The sequence below is a fragment of the Echinicola jeungdonensis genome, from assembly GCF_030409905.1.
GTDB lineage: Bacteria > Bacteroidota > Bacteroidia > Cytophagales > Cyclobacteriaceae > Echinicola > Echinicola jeungdonensis.
In genome coordinates, this window is the sequence record NZ_JAUFQT010000001.1 from 1,594,664 (window position 1) to 1,609,177 (window position 14,514).

General features: G+C 40.2%; 12 protein-coding genes. 6 read left to right on the forward strand and 6 right to left on the reverse strand.

Annotated elements, in window-relative coordinates:
- Positions 1-20: 20 nt before the first annotated feature.
- From QWY93_RS06750 to panC, 5 genes are all read right to left on the reverse strand, one after another.
- A complete protein-coding gene (locus tag QWY93_RS06750) occupies positions 21-1,160 on the reverse strand; it encodes an acyl-CoA dehydrogenase (RefSeq protein WP_290247409.1) in 1,140 nt (379 codons plus the stop codon).
- Positions 1,161-1,258: 98 nt separating this feature from the next.
- Positions 1,259-1,948 (reverse strand): zinc metallopeptidase, encoded by a 690-nt coding sequence (locus QWY93_RS06755; protein ID WP_290247410.1) that lies wholly within the window; start codon positions 1,946-1,948, stop codon positions 1,259-1,261.
- Between the two features lie 19 nt (positions 1,949-1,967).
- Positions 1,968-2,984 (reverse strand): lysylphosphatidylglycerol synthase transmembrane domain-containing protein, encoded by a 1,017-nt coding sequence (locus QWY93_RS06760; RefSeq protein WP_290247411.1) that lies wholly within the window; start codon positions 2,982-2,984, stop codon positions 1,968-1,970.
- Positions 2,985-2,990: 6 nt separating this feature from the next.
- Positions 2,991-3,335 (reverse strand): aspartate 1-decarboxylase, encoded by a 345-nt coding sequence (gene panD / locus QWY93_RS06765; protein ID WP_290247412.1) that lies wholly within the window; start codon positions 3,333-3,335, stop codon positions 2,991-2,993.
- 27 nt (positions 3,336-3,362) lie between these two features.
- Positions 3,363-4,223 carry a pantoate--beta-alanine ligase gene (panC, locus tag QWY93_RS06770; RefSeq protein ID WP_290247413.1) on the reverse strand — a complete coding sequence of 287 codons (861 nt, stop codon included), beginning with the start codon at positions 4,221-4,223 and terminating at the stop codon, positions 3,363-3,365.
- Positions 4,224-4,350: 127 nt separating this feature from the next.
- Here panC and QWY93_RS06775 point away from each other — a divergent pair, with 127 nt between their 5' ends.
- Genes QWY93_RS06775 through glmS form a run of 3 tightly spaced genes read left to right on the forward strand, consistent with a single transcriptional unit; the run spans position 4,351 to position 8,386 of the window.
- Complete coding sequence (locus tag QWY93_RS06775; RefSeq protein WP_290247414.1) at positions 4,351-5,166, forward strand: glycogen/starch synthase; 816 nt, start codon at positions 4,351-4,353, stop codon at positions 5,164-5,166.
- On the forward strand, positions 5,126-6,505 hold the full coding sequence (locus QWY93_RS06780) for a DUF4270 family protein (RefSeq protein WP_290247415.1): 1,380 nt from the start codon (positions 5,126-5,128) through the stop codon (positions 6,503-6,505). Before QWY93_RS06775 ends, QWY93_RS06780 begins: the two co-directional genes overlap by 41 nt.
- Positions 6,506-6,544: 39 nt before the next feature.
- The gene (glmS, locus tag QWY93_RS06785) at positions 6,545-8,386 is read left to right on the forward strand and encodes a glutamine--fructose-6-phosphate transaminase (isomerizing) (RefSeq protein ID WP_290247416.1); all 1,842 of its coding nucleotides are present in this window, start codon (positions 6,545-6,547) and stop codon (positions 8,384-8,386) included.
- Between the two features lie 52 nt (positions 8,387-8,438).
- Here glmS and QWY93_RS06790 read toward each other — a convergent pair whose 3' ends face one another.
- Positions 8,439-10,754 carry a T9SS C-terminal target domain-containing protein gene (locus QWY93_RS06790; RefSeq protein WP_290247417.1) on the reverse strand — a complete coding sequence of 772 codons (2,316 nt, stop codon included), beginning with the start codon at positions 10,752-10,754 and terminating at the stop codon, positions 8,439-8,441.
- Positions 10,755-10,801: 47 nt separating this feature from the next.
- Here QWY93_RS06790 and QWY93_RS06795 point away from each other — a divergent pair, with 47 nt between their 5' ends.
- From QWY93_RS06795 to QWY93_RS06805, 3 genes are read left to right on the forward strand one after another with little or no spacing between them, the layout of a single operon-like run.
- Positions 10,802-11,992 carry an Lnb N-terminal periplasmic domain-containing protein gene (locus QWY93_RS06795; RefSeq protein WP_290247418.1) on the forward strand — a complete coding sequence of 397 codons (1,191 nt, stop codon included), beginning with the start codon at positions 10,802-10,804 and terminating at the stop codon, positions 11,990-11,992.
- Between the two features lie 45 nt (positions 11,993-12,037).
- Positions 12,038-14,077 (forward strand): excinuclease ABC subunit UvrB, encoded by a 2,040-nt coding sequence (uvrB, locus tag QWY93_RS06800; RefSeq protein WP_290247419.1) that lies wholly within the window; start codon positions 12,038-12,040, stop codon positions 14,075-14,077.
- Entirely contained in the window at positions 14,074-14,511 is a 438-nt protein-coding gene (locus QWY93_RS06805) for a hypothetical protein (RefSeq protein WP_290247420.1), read from the forward strand. Before uvrB ends, QWY93_RS06805 begins: the two co-directional genes overlap by 4 nt.
- Positions 14,512-14,514: the final 3 nt, after the last annotated feature.

Consider the following 14,514-nt stretch of genomic DNA (forward strand, 5'->3'; position numbering starts at 1 on the left):
TTTTTCAAATTGGACAATTTTTATCTTAATAGGTTCCTAGATATCACTATTTTTTGAATTTCGGAGGTACCTTCATAAATCTGGGTAATTTTAGCATCCCTCAAAAGCCGTTCTACATGGTATTCCTTAACATACCCATACCCTCCATGAACCTGAACCGCCTCTATTGTAACGTCCATGGCGACTTGAGAAGCATACAACTTGGCCATCGCACTTTCCTGTGAAAAAGGTTTTCCTTGGTCTTTAAGGCGGGAAGCTTTCATTACCAACAAACGAGCAGCCTCTATTTCGGTAGCCATATCGGCAAGTTTAAACTGTATGGCTTGATGTTGGCTGATGGCTTTTCCAAAAGTTTTTCGCTCCTTAGCATAAGACAAAGCCAATTCATATGCCCCGGATGCAATTCCCAATGCCTGGGCTGCAATGCCAATCCTTCCTCCATCCAAAGTCTCCATGGCAAAAGTAAAACCAAAACCCTCTTCACTAATCCTGTTGGCCAAGGGTACTTTTACATCGGTAAACATAAGGGAATGGGTATCTGAACTTCTAATTCCCAATTTTTCCTCTTTCTTTCCCACAGTAAAACCCTTCATCCCTTTTTCCAAAATAAAGGTGGATATTCCTTTGTAGCCTTTTTGAGGATCAGTCTGGGCCATAACCAAATAAATATCGGCCGATCCACCATTAGTAATCCAATTTTTAGTACCATTAATCAAGTAATGATCCCCTTGCTTGACCGCTGTAGTTTTTTGGGAAGTGGCATCAGAACCTGCTTCAGGTTCTGATAGACAAAATGCACCCAATTTTTTTCCACTGGCCAGACCCTTCAAGTATTTTTCTTTTTGCTCAATGGACCCGTACTTTTCCAGGCCCCAACAAACCAAAGAATTGTTCACTGACATGATAACGGCTGCTGAAGCATCAATTTTGGAAATTTCTTCCAAGGCCAAGGCATAAGAAATGGTATCCATACCCCCACCAAGATATTTGGGATCCACCATCATACCCATAAAACCCAATTCGGCCATATTTTTCACCTGTCTATGGGGGAATTTCCCTTGTGAATCCCTTTCTATTACCCCAGGAAGTAATTCACTATTGGCAAAATCCCTTGCTGCCTGTTGGACCGCCATTTGCTCTTCGGTTAGCTCAAAATTCATTTGGGTTTTTGGGCTTGGTTGCTTCAGGAATATAGCTTAAAAAAACAAAAGGGGCAATTTCTTGCCCCTTTCTCTAATGATATTATGTATTTGGATTATTAATCTCTCGCTCCAAAGAAAACGAATATATAATAAGCCAAGGTAGCCAGTGAGGCCAATGCAGCAACCACATAGGTCATCGCTGCCCATTTCAAAGCATCCTTGGACATTCCATATTCTTTTTCGGTTACAATATTCCTTTCTTGAACCCACGCCAATGCCCTGCGGCTGGCATCAAATTCCACTGGAAGGGTCACAAGTGTGAAAAGGGTCATGATACCATAAGCCCCGACCACAATGGCCCCAATGAATTCATAAGGCAAGCCGATCAAAAAGCCCCCAAACAAGGAGGCAATCAATACAATATTTAAAATTCTCCCGCTAGCATTTTGAAGGGGTACCATGGCAGACCTCAATTGAAGCCAGGAATAGGCTTTCGCATGTTGCACAGCGTGACCGCATTCGTGAGCAGAAACGGCTGTAGCAGCGGCATTCCTTCCGTAATAAACATCCGGGCTAAGATTTACCGTTCTGTTCTGTGGGTTATAGTGGTCTGTAAGTTTTCCCTCTACACAATTGACTTGCACATTACTTATACCATGATCTGCTAACATTAATTCGGCAATTTCCTTACCGGACAAATTAGCTTTCAGGGCAATCTGTGAGTACTTCCTGAATTTACCCTTCAGGCGTTTACTTACCACATAGCCAATAATCGCAAATACTACGACAATTAAAATTAATAGCATATTCTTGTTGTTTAAAACCTTATTTACTACGTAACTTCTCAGGCTTTAGTTTTGCTACCAAGGTAATTTTTGCTACCATAAATAATCCTAAGGCACCCAATAACAGCACCGTTAAAACCTGACTGCTGTGGATGATCACAGCAATAATTTTGCCTTCCTCTTCAGTAAGACCATATGTCATCAAAATAAAAGCTACAAGTGCATGAAAAGTTCCAATCCCCCCCTGAACAGGAGCTATCATGCCGATACTTCCCATCACCATGACCATCAAAACAGCGGAAGGGGACAAATTGGCAGTGCTTGGAATGGCAATGGCCACAAAGTACATCATCAAAAAATAAATGATCCAAATACAAGTAGAGGCCATCCAAAAACTTTTGGGATGGGTAACTTGCCGAAGGCTTTTCATTCCCTGAAAAAATTCCCGCATAAAATGTTGGAATTTTTGGACCAGTCCATGGTCCCTGTACCTTTTCCTAACCCAATTTAGGATGATTCCAATAAGGATCACCCCTCCCAACAAAAGGGGCATGTAACTTTTTAGGCTTACTGCCAAGGTTTCTAAACTGACCAGATCTCCAGCTAATTGGACAAAAACTTCATGTTCAACTACAAAGGCAAGAACCATTACCCCGAGCAAAAACAATAAATCTATCATCCTTTCCAAAATCACTGTACCCAGCAATTTACTTACCTGAAGATTATCGGTTCTTTTTAGCACCCCGCAACGGGCCACTTCGCCTGCCCGGGGAACCAGGAGATTAACCAAATAGCCCACCATCAATGCCCAAAAGGAATGAGATGATTTTACCTTTTTGCCAACATCCCCTTCAATGAGGAGCTTCCAACGCCATGCCCGGAGCCCATAACCTAATACGGAAATAAATACAGACATAAAGATCCAAAAGAGAGAAGCCTGCTGAAGTGCTTCCAACAGGCTTTCCATTTTCACATCTTTATACAAAAACCAAAAGATCCAAATGGCTACCACCAAGGAAATGCCTACTTGGATCCATTGCTTAGTACTAAGTCTCAATATTTATTATAATTTATTAGAATCATCTGGAAATACCACCAGGGGTTTATATTTTTTGGCTTCTTCGAAATCCATAGTTGCATAAGAAATAATAATCACAACATCTCCCACTTGGGCTTTCCTAGCTGCGGGGCCATTCAGGCAAACCATTCCACTACCTCTTTCTCCTTTGATCACATAGGTTTCCAGCCTTTCACCATTGTTTACATTGACAATTTGCACCTTTTCATTTTCAATGATATTGGCCGCTTCCATCAATTCTTCATCTATGGTAATGCTTCCCACATAATGTAATTCGGCCTGGGTAATCTTAACACGGTGAATCTTGGATTTCAATAACTGAATTTGCATGCTATTTTAATTTTACCGCAAATTTAATCAATATATTGGTAAATTGTCGATAAGTCTCACTTCTCCAATAAAAGAAGCCATACAAACCGAGTATTTTTTAGTATCATCTAATTCCCTGGGGTTGAAGCTATTCAGCTTTTTTAAAGAATCAGTTTCCACTAATTCAAAATACTCCAGTTTGGCCAGTGGCTCCTGATCAAACTTGCTTAGAACTTTTTCCTTTACCTCCAACCAACTTATACCCTTTAATAGTTCATCTTTTGCCAAATTAAGGGAATTAAATAATAACAAAGCGGCTTTTCGCTCCTCTTCTCCAAGCCTAACATTTCTGGAAGACATGGCCAAACCATCTTTTTCCCTAATAGTTGGGACCACTTCCACTTTCACATCAAATGAAAGGTCTTTTACCAACCTTTTGATAATAGCCACTTGCTGCAAGTCCTTTTGGCCAAAATAGGCATAATCAGGCTGGACTATGTGAAAGAGCTTTGAAACCACTATCCCTACACCATTAAAATGGCTTGGCCGAAACTCCCCCTCCAAGGTGTTTTCCAAATACCCAAAGTCAAACTTTAAAAGTGTTTCCTCTTGGTACATTTCTTCTATTTCTGGCAAAAAGACATAATCCACACCTTTATTTTCCAGCAATTCCAAATCCTTTTCCAGGGTTCTCGGATAATGTTCCAGGTCTGATGGATTGTTAAATTGAATAGGATTGACAAAAATGGAAGTTATGGTAATATCTGCGTGTGACCTCGCATGTTTTACTAATGAAATGTGCCCATCATGCAAAGCACCCATTGTAGGAACCAACCCTATGGAATTATTTTCCTTCCTATGGGCCAGTAAGGCGGATTTTACTTCTTCTTTTGTATGGAGGATTTTCAAAACACCAGGATTTACTTATACCAAAATAGAGGCAAAAGTAAATTATTCTGGATAAATACAATGGATTTTTACGTTTTTTTTTGTACCTTTGTAGTCCCGTATTATCCCTCAACTAAAAAAACAAGATATGTCTAAACTTCGTATTCTCTACGTTGCCAGTGAAATTAATCCATTCCTTCAAACTTCAGAAGTGGCCAACTTCGTGAGGGCCCTACCTCAGGCCATGCAGGAAAAGGGAATGGAAATCCGCATTCTTGTTCCAAGATTTGGTTTGATCAACGAAAGAAAGAACAGGTTGCATGAAGTAGTAAGGCTTTCCGGTATCAATATATCAGTAGGGGAGGAAGAAAAGCCATTGATCATCAAAGTGGCTTCAATTCCTAATGCCAAACTTCAGGTTTACTTTATAGATAATGAAGATTACTTCCAAAGAAAGAGTGTTTTCTTTGATAAGCAAGAAAAATTCTATGAAGATAATGATGAAAGAGCTATTTTCTTCTGTAAAGGTGTAATTGAAACTGTCAAAAAATTAGGTTGGGCTCCTGATATTGTCCACTGTAATGACTGGATGACCAGCTTGATTCCATTGTACCTAAAAACCACTTATAAAAACGAGCCATTATTCAAGGACACAAAATCCGTCTTTGCTATTTATAATAACGGATTTAATCATAAATTTGGCGATGACTTGTTGGAAAAGGTAAAAATGGTGGATATCGATGACAGCATTTTAGCCCCACTCAAGTCGAAGGACTATGAAGGATTCCTTAAAATTGGCATGGAGTATGCCGATGGGGTAGTCAAAGGTGACGAAATATCTGAAAGTCTTAATCAACTAATTGAAGAGTGCTCTAAAGACAAAAAGTGTGAGATTAACAACGAAGACGAAAAAGAACAACTTTTTGAAAGTTACTACAACATCTATAACGAACTTGCCGGCTAAACTGGCTTGCTCCTTATTACTTTCATTGACATTTGCCAGTTCATGTACCGATCCAACAGATATCGGCCTGGAACTGGATCCAAACACAAATCAGATAGGGGTTTTCTATAAAGAAATACCCCTTTCTGCTTCTTTGGTGTTGATAGATTCCGTCAATACCACCAATAGCAGTGTTCTGGTTGCAGGAGGGGACATTAGTTCCTATTTTGGCCGGACCGAATCAATAGGGTACAGTCGAATGGCTTTTAACCCTGTCACCACCAAACCTGGGGAAGATGCTATTTTTGATTCAGCGAGATTTGATCTGAACATTATAGGTCTCACCAGTGAGGATATGGATGAGCTCAAGTCCTTTTCCGCACACCAATTGACCGAGCCCATCTTGGACACAGTTTATTATAATTTTGATCAATTGGCCTATGAAGAAACTGCTTTTGCAACAGGATCCTTTGAACTGGAAGCCAATTCAGATACAACCGTTTCAATGGTGGTTGAAGAGGCCTTTGCCCAGGACCTATTCTCAAAATTACAGAATAATGATCCTGTTTTTGAGAATATCTTCACTTTTAGGGATTATTTTCCTGGCTTTGCCTTAAAAGGAAACCCGGATGAGGAAACCACCCTTACTATTCAAATGGGAAGTAGCACAGGGATGAGGTTGTATTACCATAGTGAAGGAGATACCACATCCACCGCATACAATATTACGACTTTCCAATCAAGACATTTTAACGGTGTAATTAGTGACCGCACAGGAACGCCAACTGAAATCGTACAAGTGCCAAATACAGCTTATGACCCCGGTGAATTAGCTGGTAGCAAGGCCAATTTAGGCCTAATTCTGAAGTTAGATATGGAACCATTGAGGACATTTTTGGATACCGCCCATAATATAAACCTCAATCAGGCAAGCTTGGAGATGGGGCCAACGGAAAATTTTTCTGACAGCAAATTACCACCAAGTAATCTGATTATGTATTTTGCAGATGAAAACAACAAAATCCAAACCCGGGAGGCGGATGGGGCTTTGCTTTCTGTACAGAGAGAAAACGCTCCTCAAGTTGCCACCGACAGTGAGGGAAATTATATTCCTGCAGTTTCTTCAGGCGGGTCAAGTGCTTTGATTTTTGATTCAGAAAAATATATTTATCAACAACAAATCACTTCCTACATTAATGCCTTGTACAGATTTGATGAGTTGGATAGGACCGACTTGCTCCTTTATCCCAGAACCCCATCAAATCCAAGTTACATAAATGATTTGGTAAGATCTTTGAGAGAGTATATCGTCAATCAAAATTCGATTTCTCTAAAAATTTACTATTCCAAATTACGTTAAAAATCAAAAAACTTCTTACCCCATTAAATTTCTATTTTTATGTGTGGAATTGTGGCATATGTAGGCAAGCAGGACGCTTTGCCTATCATCATCAAAGGCCTGAAAAGGCTAGAATACAGAGGTTATGATAGTGCTGGAGTGGCTTTATTAAATGACTCTGGACTAAGTGTTTACAAGAAAAAAGGCAAGGTTTCTGAATTAGAAAATTCACTAAAAGATAACGCTAATCTAAAGTCTCTTATTGGGATTGGCCATACAAGGTGGGCAACCCATGGGGAACCCAATGATGTGAATGCCCACCCTCATTATTCCTCTTCGGAAAATTTTGCCATGATCCATAATGGCATCATTGAAAATTACGAAGTGATTAAGACAGACCTCATCAATAAGGGGTATAAATTCCACAGTGAAACAGATTCGGAAGTTTTCATTAATTTCATTGAGGACATTTATAAAAAAAATCAGTGCAGCCTTGAGGAAGCGGTAAGACTTGCCCTTCAAAAAGTGGTAGGTGCTTATGCCATTGTCCTGATGAACAAAGAGGAACCTGATACTTTGATAGCCGCAAGAAAAGGATCCCCTTTAGTTATTGGTGTTGGGAAAGAGGAATATTTCCTAGCATCTGATGCGACCCCAATTATTGAATATACCAACCAAGTGGTGTATTTGGACGATTATGAAATTGCAGTAATCCGGAACAACAACCTTCAGATCAAAACCATTGAAAATGTAGAAACTCACCCCTATATCAACCAGTTGGACATGGAACTGGAAGCCATTGAGAAAGGTGGTTTTGACCATTTTATGTTGAAGGAGATATACGAACAGCCAAGGTCAATTGCAGATTGTATGAGGGGCCGTTTGGATGTTAAATCCGGAAGGTTGGTTCTTGGAGGTTTGCGGGATTATATGAAAAAATTCCAAAATGCTCACAGGATCATCATCACAGCTTGTGGAACTTCATGGCACGCTGGTCTGGTAGCTGAGTATTTATTTGAAGAATTTGCCAGAATACCTGTTGAGGTAGAATATGCTTCTGAATTCAGATACAGAAACCCGGTGATTAATGAAAGGGATTTTGTGATCGCCATTTCTCAATCCGGAGAAACAGCCGATACATTGGCTGCCATCGAGCTGGCCAAATCAAAAGGAGCAACCATCTTTGGGGTGTGTAATGTGGTTGGGTCTTCCATTGCACGGGCAACACATGCTGGATCTTATACCCATGCCGGACCGGAAATTGGTGTTGCCTCAACCAAGGCATTTACTGCCCAAATATCCGTTCTTTCAATGATGGCCCTAATGCTGGGATATCAAAGGGGTACTCTTCCAGAAGGACAATTTATCCAATTTCTCCACGAATTGGAAACGGTTCCTGCCAAAGTAGAGAAAGCATTAGCGCTTAATTCCCAGGTGGAAGAAATCGCAAAGCAATTTAAGGATGTCAGAAATTTCCTTTACCTGGGTAGGGGATATAACTTCCCTGTTGCTCTGGAGGGAGCATTGAAGTTAAAAGAGATTTCTTATATCCATGCGGAAGGATATCCTGCAGCGGAAATGAAACATGGGCCTATTGCACTTATTGACGAGGAAATGCCTGTTGTATTTATTGCAACAAGAGACAGCTCTTATGAAAAAGTAGTGAGCAATATCCAGGAAGTGAAAGCGAGAAAAGGAAAAATCATTGCCGTAGTGACAGAAGGGGATACAATGGTGAAGAAAATGGCCGACCATACCATTGAAATCCCTTCATCCCACGAAGCGTTCGTTCCTTTGATTTCTGTGATTCCGCTTCAACTCCTTTCTTACCATATTGCTGTAATGAGAGGTTGCAATGTGGATCAACCCAGAAATCTGGCCAAATCTGTAACGGTGGAATAAAATCTTTTAAGAAATATTACAAAGGCTCCAAATTTTTAATTTGGAGCCTTTTTTATTGCTTTACCCATTTGAGCACCTGTATTCCTGAAGGATGAATAAAAGAAATAAAATACAAACCAGCACTTTGTTCTTTTAAAGTGTTCTTTAAATCTTGAAATATCAACTTCCCCTTTCCCCTAAATTGGGCAATAAATGTTCCCTGACAGTCCTGGAGGTGAATTTTAAATTCATGCTTTAGCCATTTTTTTGAAACATTGAGATAAAGATTGCCCCCAGAATAGGGGTTGGGTCCAATGGCCAACCCTGTAAATTGAAAGTTTTGATTTTGTTCCAATTTAAAAACGGGACTGAAAATCCGCTTTCCATCTTTTTTTAGGATCTCAATCTGGTAATATGCAAGCTCCCCATTAATAATTCCACCATCCAAAAAAGAATAATCTTGTTTAACCTGATTTACCTTGGGATTAACCTTTCCAATTTTTTCAAAATGATCAATCCCACCCAAGGAACGGTACAGATAAAATAATTTTAAGCGATCCTTTCCTCCAATTTCCCAGAAAATCAGATTTCCCTTCTCAGATTGGTTTGCTCGATAATTCAACCAGTAAACAGGTAATATGGTGGCCACACGATAACTTCCTATGGTAAAGTCATTTCCATTTAATTCATCAAAGGACACCTCCCTTTTGGACCAAGCTTCTCCTCCAACCATTTCTCCTGGCAAATGCATACCGGGAGCTGCTTCTTGATTTCCCACGATCCTTAAATCATCCGCATCCTCCACTATCAGGTTATCAGCTGAAATTTTTAATTCCAAATCCTCCGTTCCTGCCATTGTACCAGAAAAAGTAAAATAACTGTTCAACTGATACAAAATAGGGGTGCCATCATCATCCTGGAAACCGGGATCTTGATTGACACCTTTCGCCTCATGATATTGTATGGTAATATCTGGATTTGAAGCACTATGATTTCCAACTAACTGCAATTTCCGAATCCCTCCCTCTTTTTGATCAATAAATGGGAATGTAGCATTTTCAGCGTTCAAAATTGACGGGATATTTTCATAATGAACTTCGGCCAAATTCAGCCATGTTCCGCCTGTATATTGATAAGAGCCCAAACCAGAAGTATTAAAAAAGAGATTATTGTTTGATAAATCAAGGCTCCCCTTGTTCATCAAAAAGTTATCAATCACCGTAATGTCATTATCCACCCTAATTTCACCAGCAGATTTATCAATCTCCAGCTCATCAACCTCCATAGCCCAATTAGACACATTCTGATCCTCATTTCCTGAAAAAATCAATGTTGTATTATTCTGTTGAACGCTTCCTCCTCCCAATTTTTCGAAGTCTCCTTTGACCTCTAGGGTGGAAGGTAATTCCTTAATCGCTGCTCCCGAAAAAAATAAATTTCGATATGTTTCAACTTCTCCAGAACCTGCCAATTCTGAGGTAATAAATTGCTGATTACCACTTTCCCCTTGATAGAAAACATTTCCTTCCAGGGATATGGTGGCTGCATTAATTTCAGGTTGGTTCCCTTTTAAAACTAAATTCCCACCTTCTTCTATTTCAAAAAGCGAGGAAGGCTGCGTAGAAGACCTGAAAGTTATTCCTTCAGAACACTTAGTTTCCAAGGTTGCCCCATCTTCCACAACCAAGTCACCATAAGCCCCTTCTCCAAAATCATCATTAGAATTGAAAGATAGGGTGGAACAACCTTTTTCTTCCATCCAATTTTGTACAACAGTCCCTGACTTAATAGTAAATTTGTTGGCTTTGAAAGGTTCATTAATGACAAATTCAGTTCCAACCCCTCCATCAAAAACGACTGAATAGGTACTATTTATTGAGAACCCGCTCCAAGCTCCCTCCTCAATAATAGTTCGGGAATCTCCCTTAAAAACTATTTTACTACCCAGGCTGTTTCCAATCCAATTATTGGTATTCCAGGCACCACGTGATGTTCCAGGGGCATCTCCTTCAAAAGCATTTAGACTACCATATATGTGCAGTTCCCAGCCATTAATATTAATTTTTTGGTCTGCCCCTATTGCAGCATTTAAATATAAACTTTTAACCTCCTCATCCTGCCTTAAAGTCACCAAGTGGGCATTTTCAATGTAAATGTCATAATCTTTATCGGGCTTTTTACTGGCAGCCACCCAATCACTTCCATTATAAATCTCCCAGATCTCTACTGCATCAAAATAACCAGAAGAAACCGTCCGGTAAGCATTCACCGTTTGGGCATCACAAGGGGCTGAGATTATCCCTCCGGTAATTAATATTACCGATATTATCTCGTACATTCGTTTCGGATAAAGCCTATCCAAAAAATGATTGTAGTCTAAAAAAGTCATAGTCAAAAAGTTAGCTTTGTAATAAATTTAACCAGATAATCTTATTCATGAAAAAAATTGCCTTATTTTTTTTACTTGTTTCATTGGATATTTCTATTCTACAAGCGCAAAATTACCAGGTCAGTTTGTTGACTTGCGACCCAGGGGAAGAACTCTACAGTGCTTTTGGGCATTCAGCAGTTCGTGTGAAGGACATATTGAGTGGCAGGGATTTAGTTTTTAATTATGGCACTTTTGATTTCAATACCCCTAATTTTTATCTGAAATTTTCGAGGGGAAAACTGGACTATATGTTAAGTGTAAGCACTTATCAGCAATTTATTGACCATTACACTTATCTGGAAAGGGAGGTAAGGGAGCAGGTACTGGATTTAAATCCGGAACAGACTGCCAGAGCAGTAAAATTTTTGCGGGAAAATTACCAACCTGAAAACCGGTTTTACCGCTATGATTTCTTTTATGATAATTGTGCCACCCGGATACGGGATTTATTTGAAGTGGTTTTGGGTGATCAATTGGAGTGGAAAGATCCTGGGGGAATAGAGGAAAAAACTTTCCGAACCCTAATTGATGAATATGTATATCCCTTACCCTGGGCAGATTTAGGCATTGACCTGGCACTAGGCAGTGTCATTGATCAAAATGCAAAAGAAAGGGAAAAACAGTTTTTGCCGGATTATATGGAAGCCGCATTTTCTAGGGCTGAAATAGTTGGGGATGGACCAACCAGGCCCTTGGTTAAAAAACAACAAACCGTCCTCAAACTTCCTCCAGTTAAAATTCCCGGGAGCATATTCAATCCATATGTCTTATTTTGGTTGGTAGCCATAATATTTATTATCATTACTTATATCGGTTTCAAAAAGAAGAGGCTTTATATCGGTTTTGATTTGGCCTTATTTGGGATTCTCAGCATTATCGGAATAGTGGTATTTTTATTATGGTTTTTTACCGAGCATACAGCTACAAAATACAATTGGAACTTGCTTTGGGCTTTTCCGGTCCACGGTTGTTTGCTTTATGGATTGACCCAGAAATATCCTGCCCAATGGGTAAGAAAATACCTTTTGTTTGCCCTTATTCTTGCCGATGCTGCCATAGTTTTCTGGATTATGGGCTGGCAGTCATTTCACCCTAGTATCCTGCCCCTGATATTGGTGGTTATCTTGCGGACAAATTACCTTTATTATAACTTGGAGCGATTAAAAGCCGCCGGAAGAAATGTTATGGTGAAATAAACTTTTCTTCTGTATTTTCATGTTACTCAAGGATATTGATTTATTATGGATTTTAAGATTATTTCCGAATATAGCCCTACCGGTGACCAACCCCAAGCCATTAAAAAATTATCAGAAGGAGTTAAAGAAGGCGATCCAGCCCAAGTATTATTGGGAGTTACTGGTTCTGGTAAGACATTTACCATAGCCAATGTTATTCAGGAGGTACAAAAACCAACATTGGTACTATGCCATAACAAAACCCTCGCAGCCCAGCTATATGGGGAATTCAAGCAGTTTTTTCCTGAAAATGCAGTGGAGTATTTTATTTCCTATTATGATTATTATCAACCGGAAGCCTTTATACCATCAAGTGGGGTGTACATCGAAAAGGATTTGTCCATCAATGAGGAAATCGAAAAACTTCGCTTAAGCGCCACCTCCTCTTTATTAAGTGGTAGACGGGATGTCATTGTCGTGGCCTCGGTTTCCTGTATTTACGGTATTGGTAACCCTGAGGAATTTGGAAAAAATGTAATCAAACTTCAGGAAGGCGATCGGATTCCCAGAAATCAGTTGTTGTTTAAACTTGTGGATATACTTTACAGCCGGGCCAACCATGATTTCAAACATGGAACATTTCGGGTAAAAGGTGATACCGTTGATATTTTTGTTGCCTACGCAGATTTTGCATACCGCATTTATTTTTGGGGCGATGAAATAGAAGCCATCCAAAGAGTAGAGCCGGAAACCGGCAAAAAAATCTCGGATGAAAAAATCATCACCATCTTCCCAGCCAACCTTTTTGTTACCGGCAAGGACGTATTGGATGTGGCCATTAAGGAAATTCAAGACGACCTGATGGCTCAAATTTCCTTTTTTGAAAAAGATATGAGGTTGGAAGAAGCCAGCAGGTTGAAGGAAAGGACAGAGTTTGACCTGGAAATGATGAGGGAACTGGGTTATTGTTCGGGCGTAGAAAACTATTCCAGGTATTTTGACAGAAGAGCAGCAGGAGCCAGGCCTTTCTGCTTGTTGGATTATTTTCCGGATGATTTTTTGATGGTGGTAGACGAAAGCCATGTAACCATGCCCCAAATCAGGGCCATGTGGGGAGGGGACCGCTCCCGAAAGGTCAATCTGGTTGATTTTGGTTTCAGGCTTCCTTCTGCATTGGACAACAGGCCTTTGAAGTTTGATGAATTTGAAAACCTTACCAACCAGATCATTTATGTCTCCGCCACACCGGCCGATTATGAACTCAATCAAACCGATGGCTTGGTAGTCGAACAAATAATCCGGCCAACCGGCCTATTGGATCCATTGATTGATGTTAGGCCCAGTGGAAATCAAATCGATGATCTGATGGAGGAAATAGATCAAACCATTCAACAAGGTGATAGGGCTTTGGTCACTACCTTGACTAAAAGAATGGCCGAAGAACTCCACAAATTTTTGGAAAGGGCCGGGATCAAATGCCGGTATATCCACTCAGAAGTAAAATCCCTGGATCGGGTGGAAATCCTCCGGGAACTTCGATTGGGGGTGTTTGATGTGCTGGTGGGGGTGAATCTTCTGCGGGAAGGATTGGATCTGCCTGAGGTTTCCCTGGTAGCCATCTTGGATGCGGACAAGGAAGGTTTCCTTAGAAATGAACGGAGTTTGGTACAGACCATAGGTAGGGCCGCAAGAAACGAAAATGGCCGGGTGATCATGTATGCAGACAGGACTACCAAATCCATGAAAAAAGCCATTGATGAAACCAAAAGGAGAAGATTTATTCAGATGGCATATAATGAGGAGCATGGCATCGTTCCTAAAACCGTGATCAAATCCCGTGAAAGGATTATGGGGCAAACTAAGGTTGCAGATAGTAAGAAGAATGCTAAATATTATGATGACCATTTCACCGATGAGCAATCCTATGCAGCGGATCCGGTGGTACAGTATTTGAGCAAGGACAAGCTGGAGAAATTGATTCCCCAAACCCAAAAACAAATGGAAAAGGCTGCCAAAGAGCTTAATTTTATGGAGGCCGCCCGCTTGAGGGACGAATGGGAGGGATTGAAAAAACGCTTGGAAGAGCTCAAAAGAATGGACGCATGAAAAAGAAGATCACCTTAATGGCCTTAGGCCTTTTTTTATTATTTTACTACCGTGCTGAAGCCCAACAAGCAGAAGGCAGCTATTTAATTTCAGGAGCTATTGACCTGGTAAGAACCGATGCACCAGGAGTGATCAGGAGGTACCAAATCGGAACAGAAATCAATTATTTCCACAGGCATTTCCTTTCCTTTTCTGGAGGTTACGAATTTAACTATAACCATTCCAACCAAGTAACATTGGGAGCCAGGGCTTACCCTTTTGAACCTCTTTTTGCAAGGATTAGGGGATTGGTTGGAAAAGAAAGTGATGTGGCAATTGGCTTGGGATATACTTTTAATGCTTCGTACCGTATAAGGTTTGAGGGTATGGTTGATTATTATGCCATTAGTAATGTGGCAGGATTAAGGGCTGGAATCAGCTTTTTAATTAGATAAACA

Bases quoted from the DNA above. Each gene is read 5' to 3' on its own strand.
- QWY93_RS06750 (WP_290247409.1), bottom strand. From the start codon at position 1,160: ATGAATTTTGAGCTAACCGAAGAGCAAATGGCGGTCCAACAGGCAGCA.
- QWY93_RS06755 (WP_290247410.1), bottom strand. From the start codon at position 1,948: ATGCTATTAATTTTAATTGTCGTAGTATTTGCGATTATTGGCTATGTG.
- panD (WP_290247412.1), bottom strand. From the start codon at position 3,335: ATGCAAATTCAGTTATTGAAATCCAAGATTCACCGTGTTAAGATTACC.
- QWY93_RS06775 (WP_290247414.1), top strand. From the start codon at position 4,351: ATGTCTAAACTTCGTATTCTCTACGTTGCCAGTGAAATTAATCCATTC.
- glmS (WP_290247416.1), top strand. From the start codon at position 6,545: ATGTGTGGAATTGTGGCATATGTAGGCAAGCAGGACGCTTTGCCTATC.
- QWY93_RS06790 (WP_290247417.1), bottom strand. From the start codon at position 10,754: ATGACTTTTTTAGACTACAATCATTTTTTGGATAGGCTTTATCCGAAA.
- QWY93_RS06795 (WP_290247418.1), top strand. From the start codon at position 10,802: ATGAAAAAAATTGCCTTATTTTTTTTACTTGTTTCATTGGATATTTCT.
- uvrB (WP_290247419.1), top strand. From the start codon at position 12,038: ATGGATTTTAAGATTATTTCCGAATATAGCCCTACCGGTGACCAACCC.
- QWY93_RS06805 (WP_290247420.1), top strand. From the start codon at position 14,074: ATGAAAAAGAAGATCACCTTAATGGCCTTAGGCCTTTTTTTATTATTT.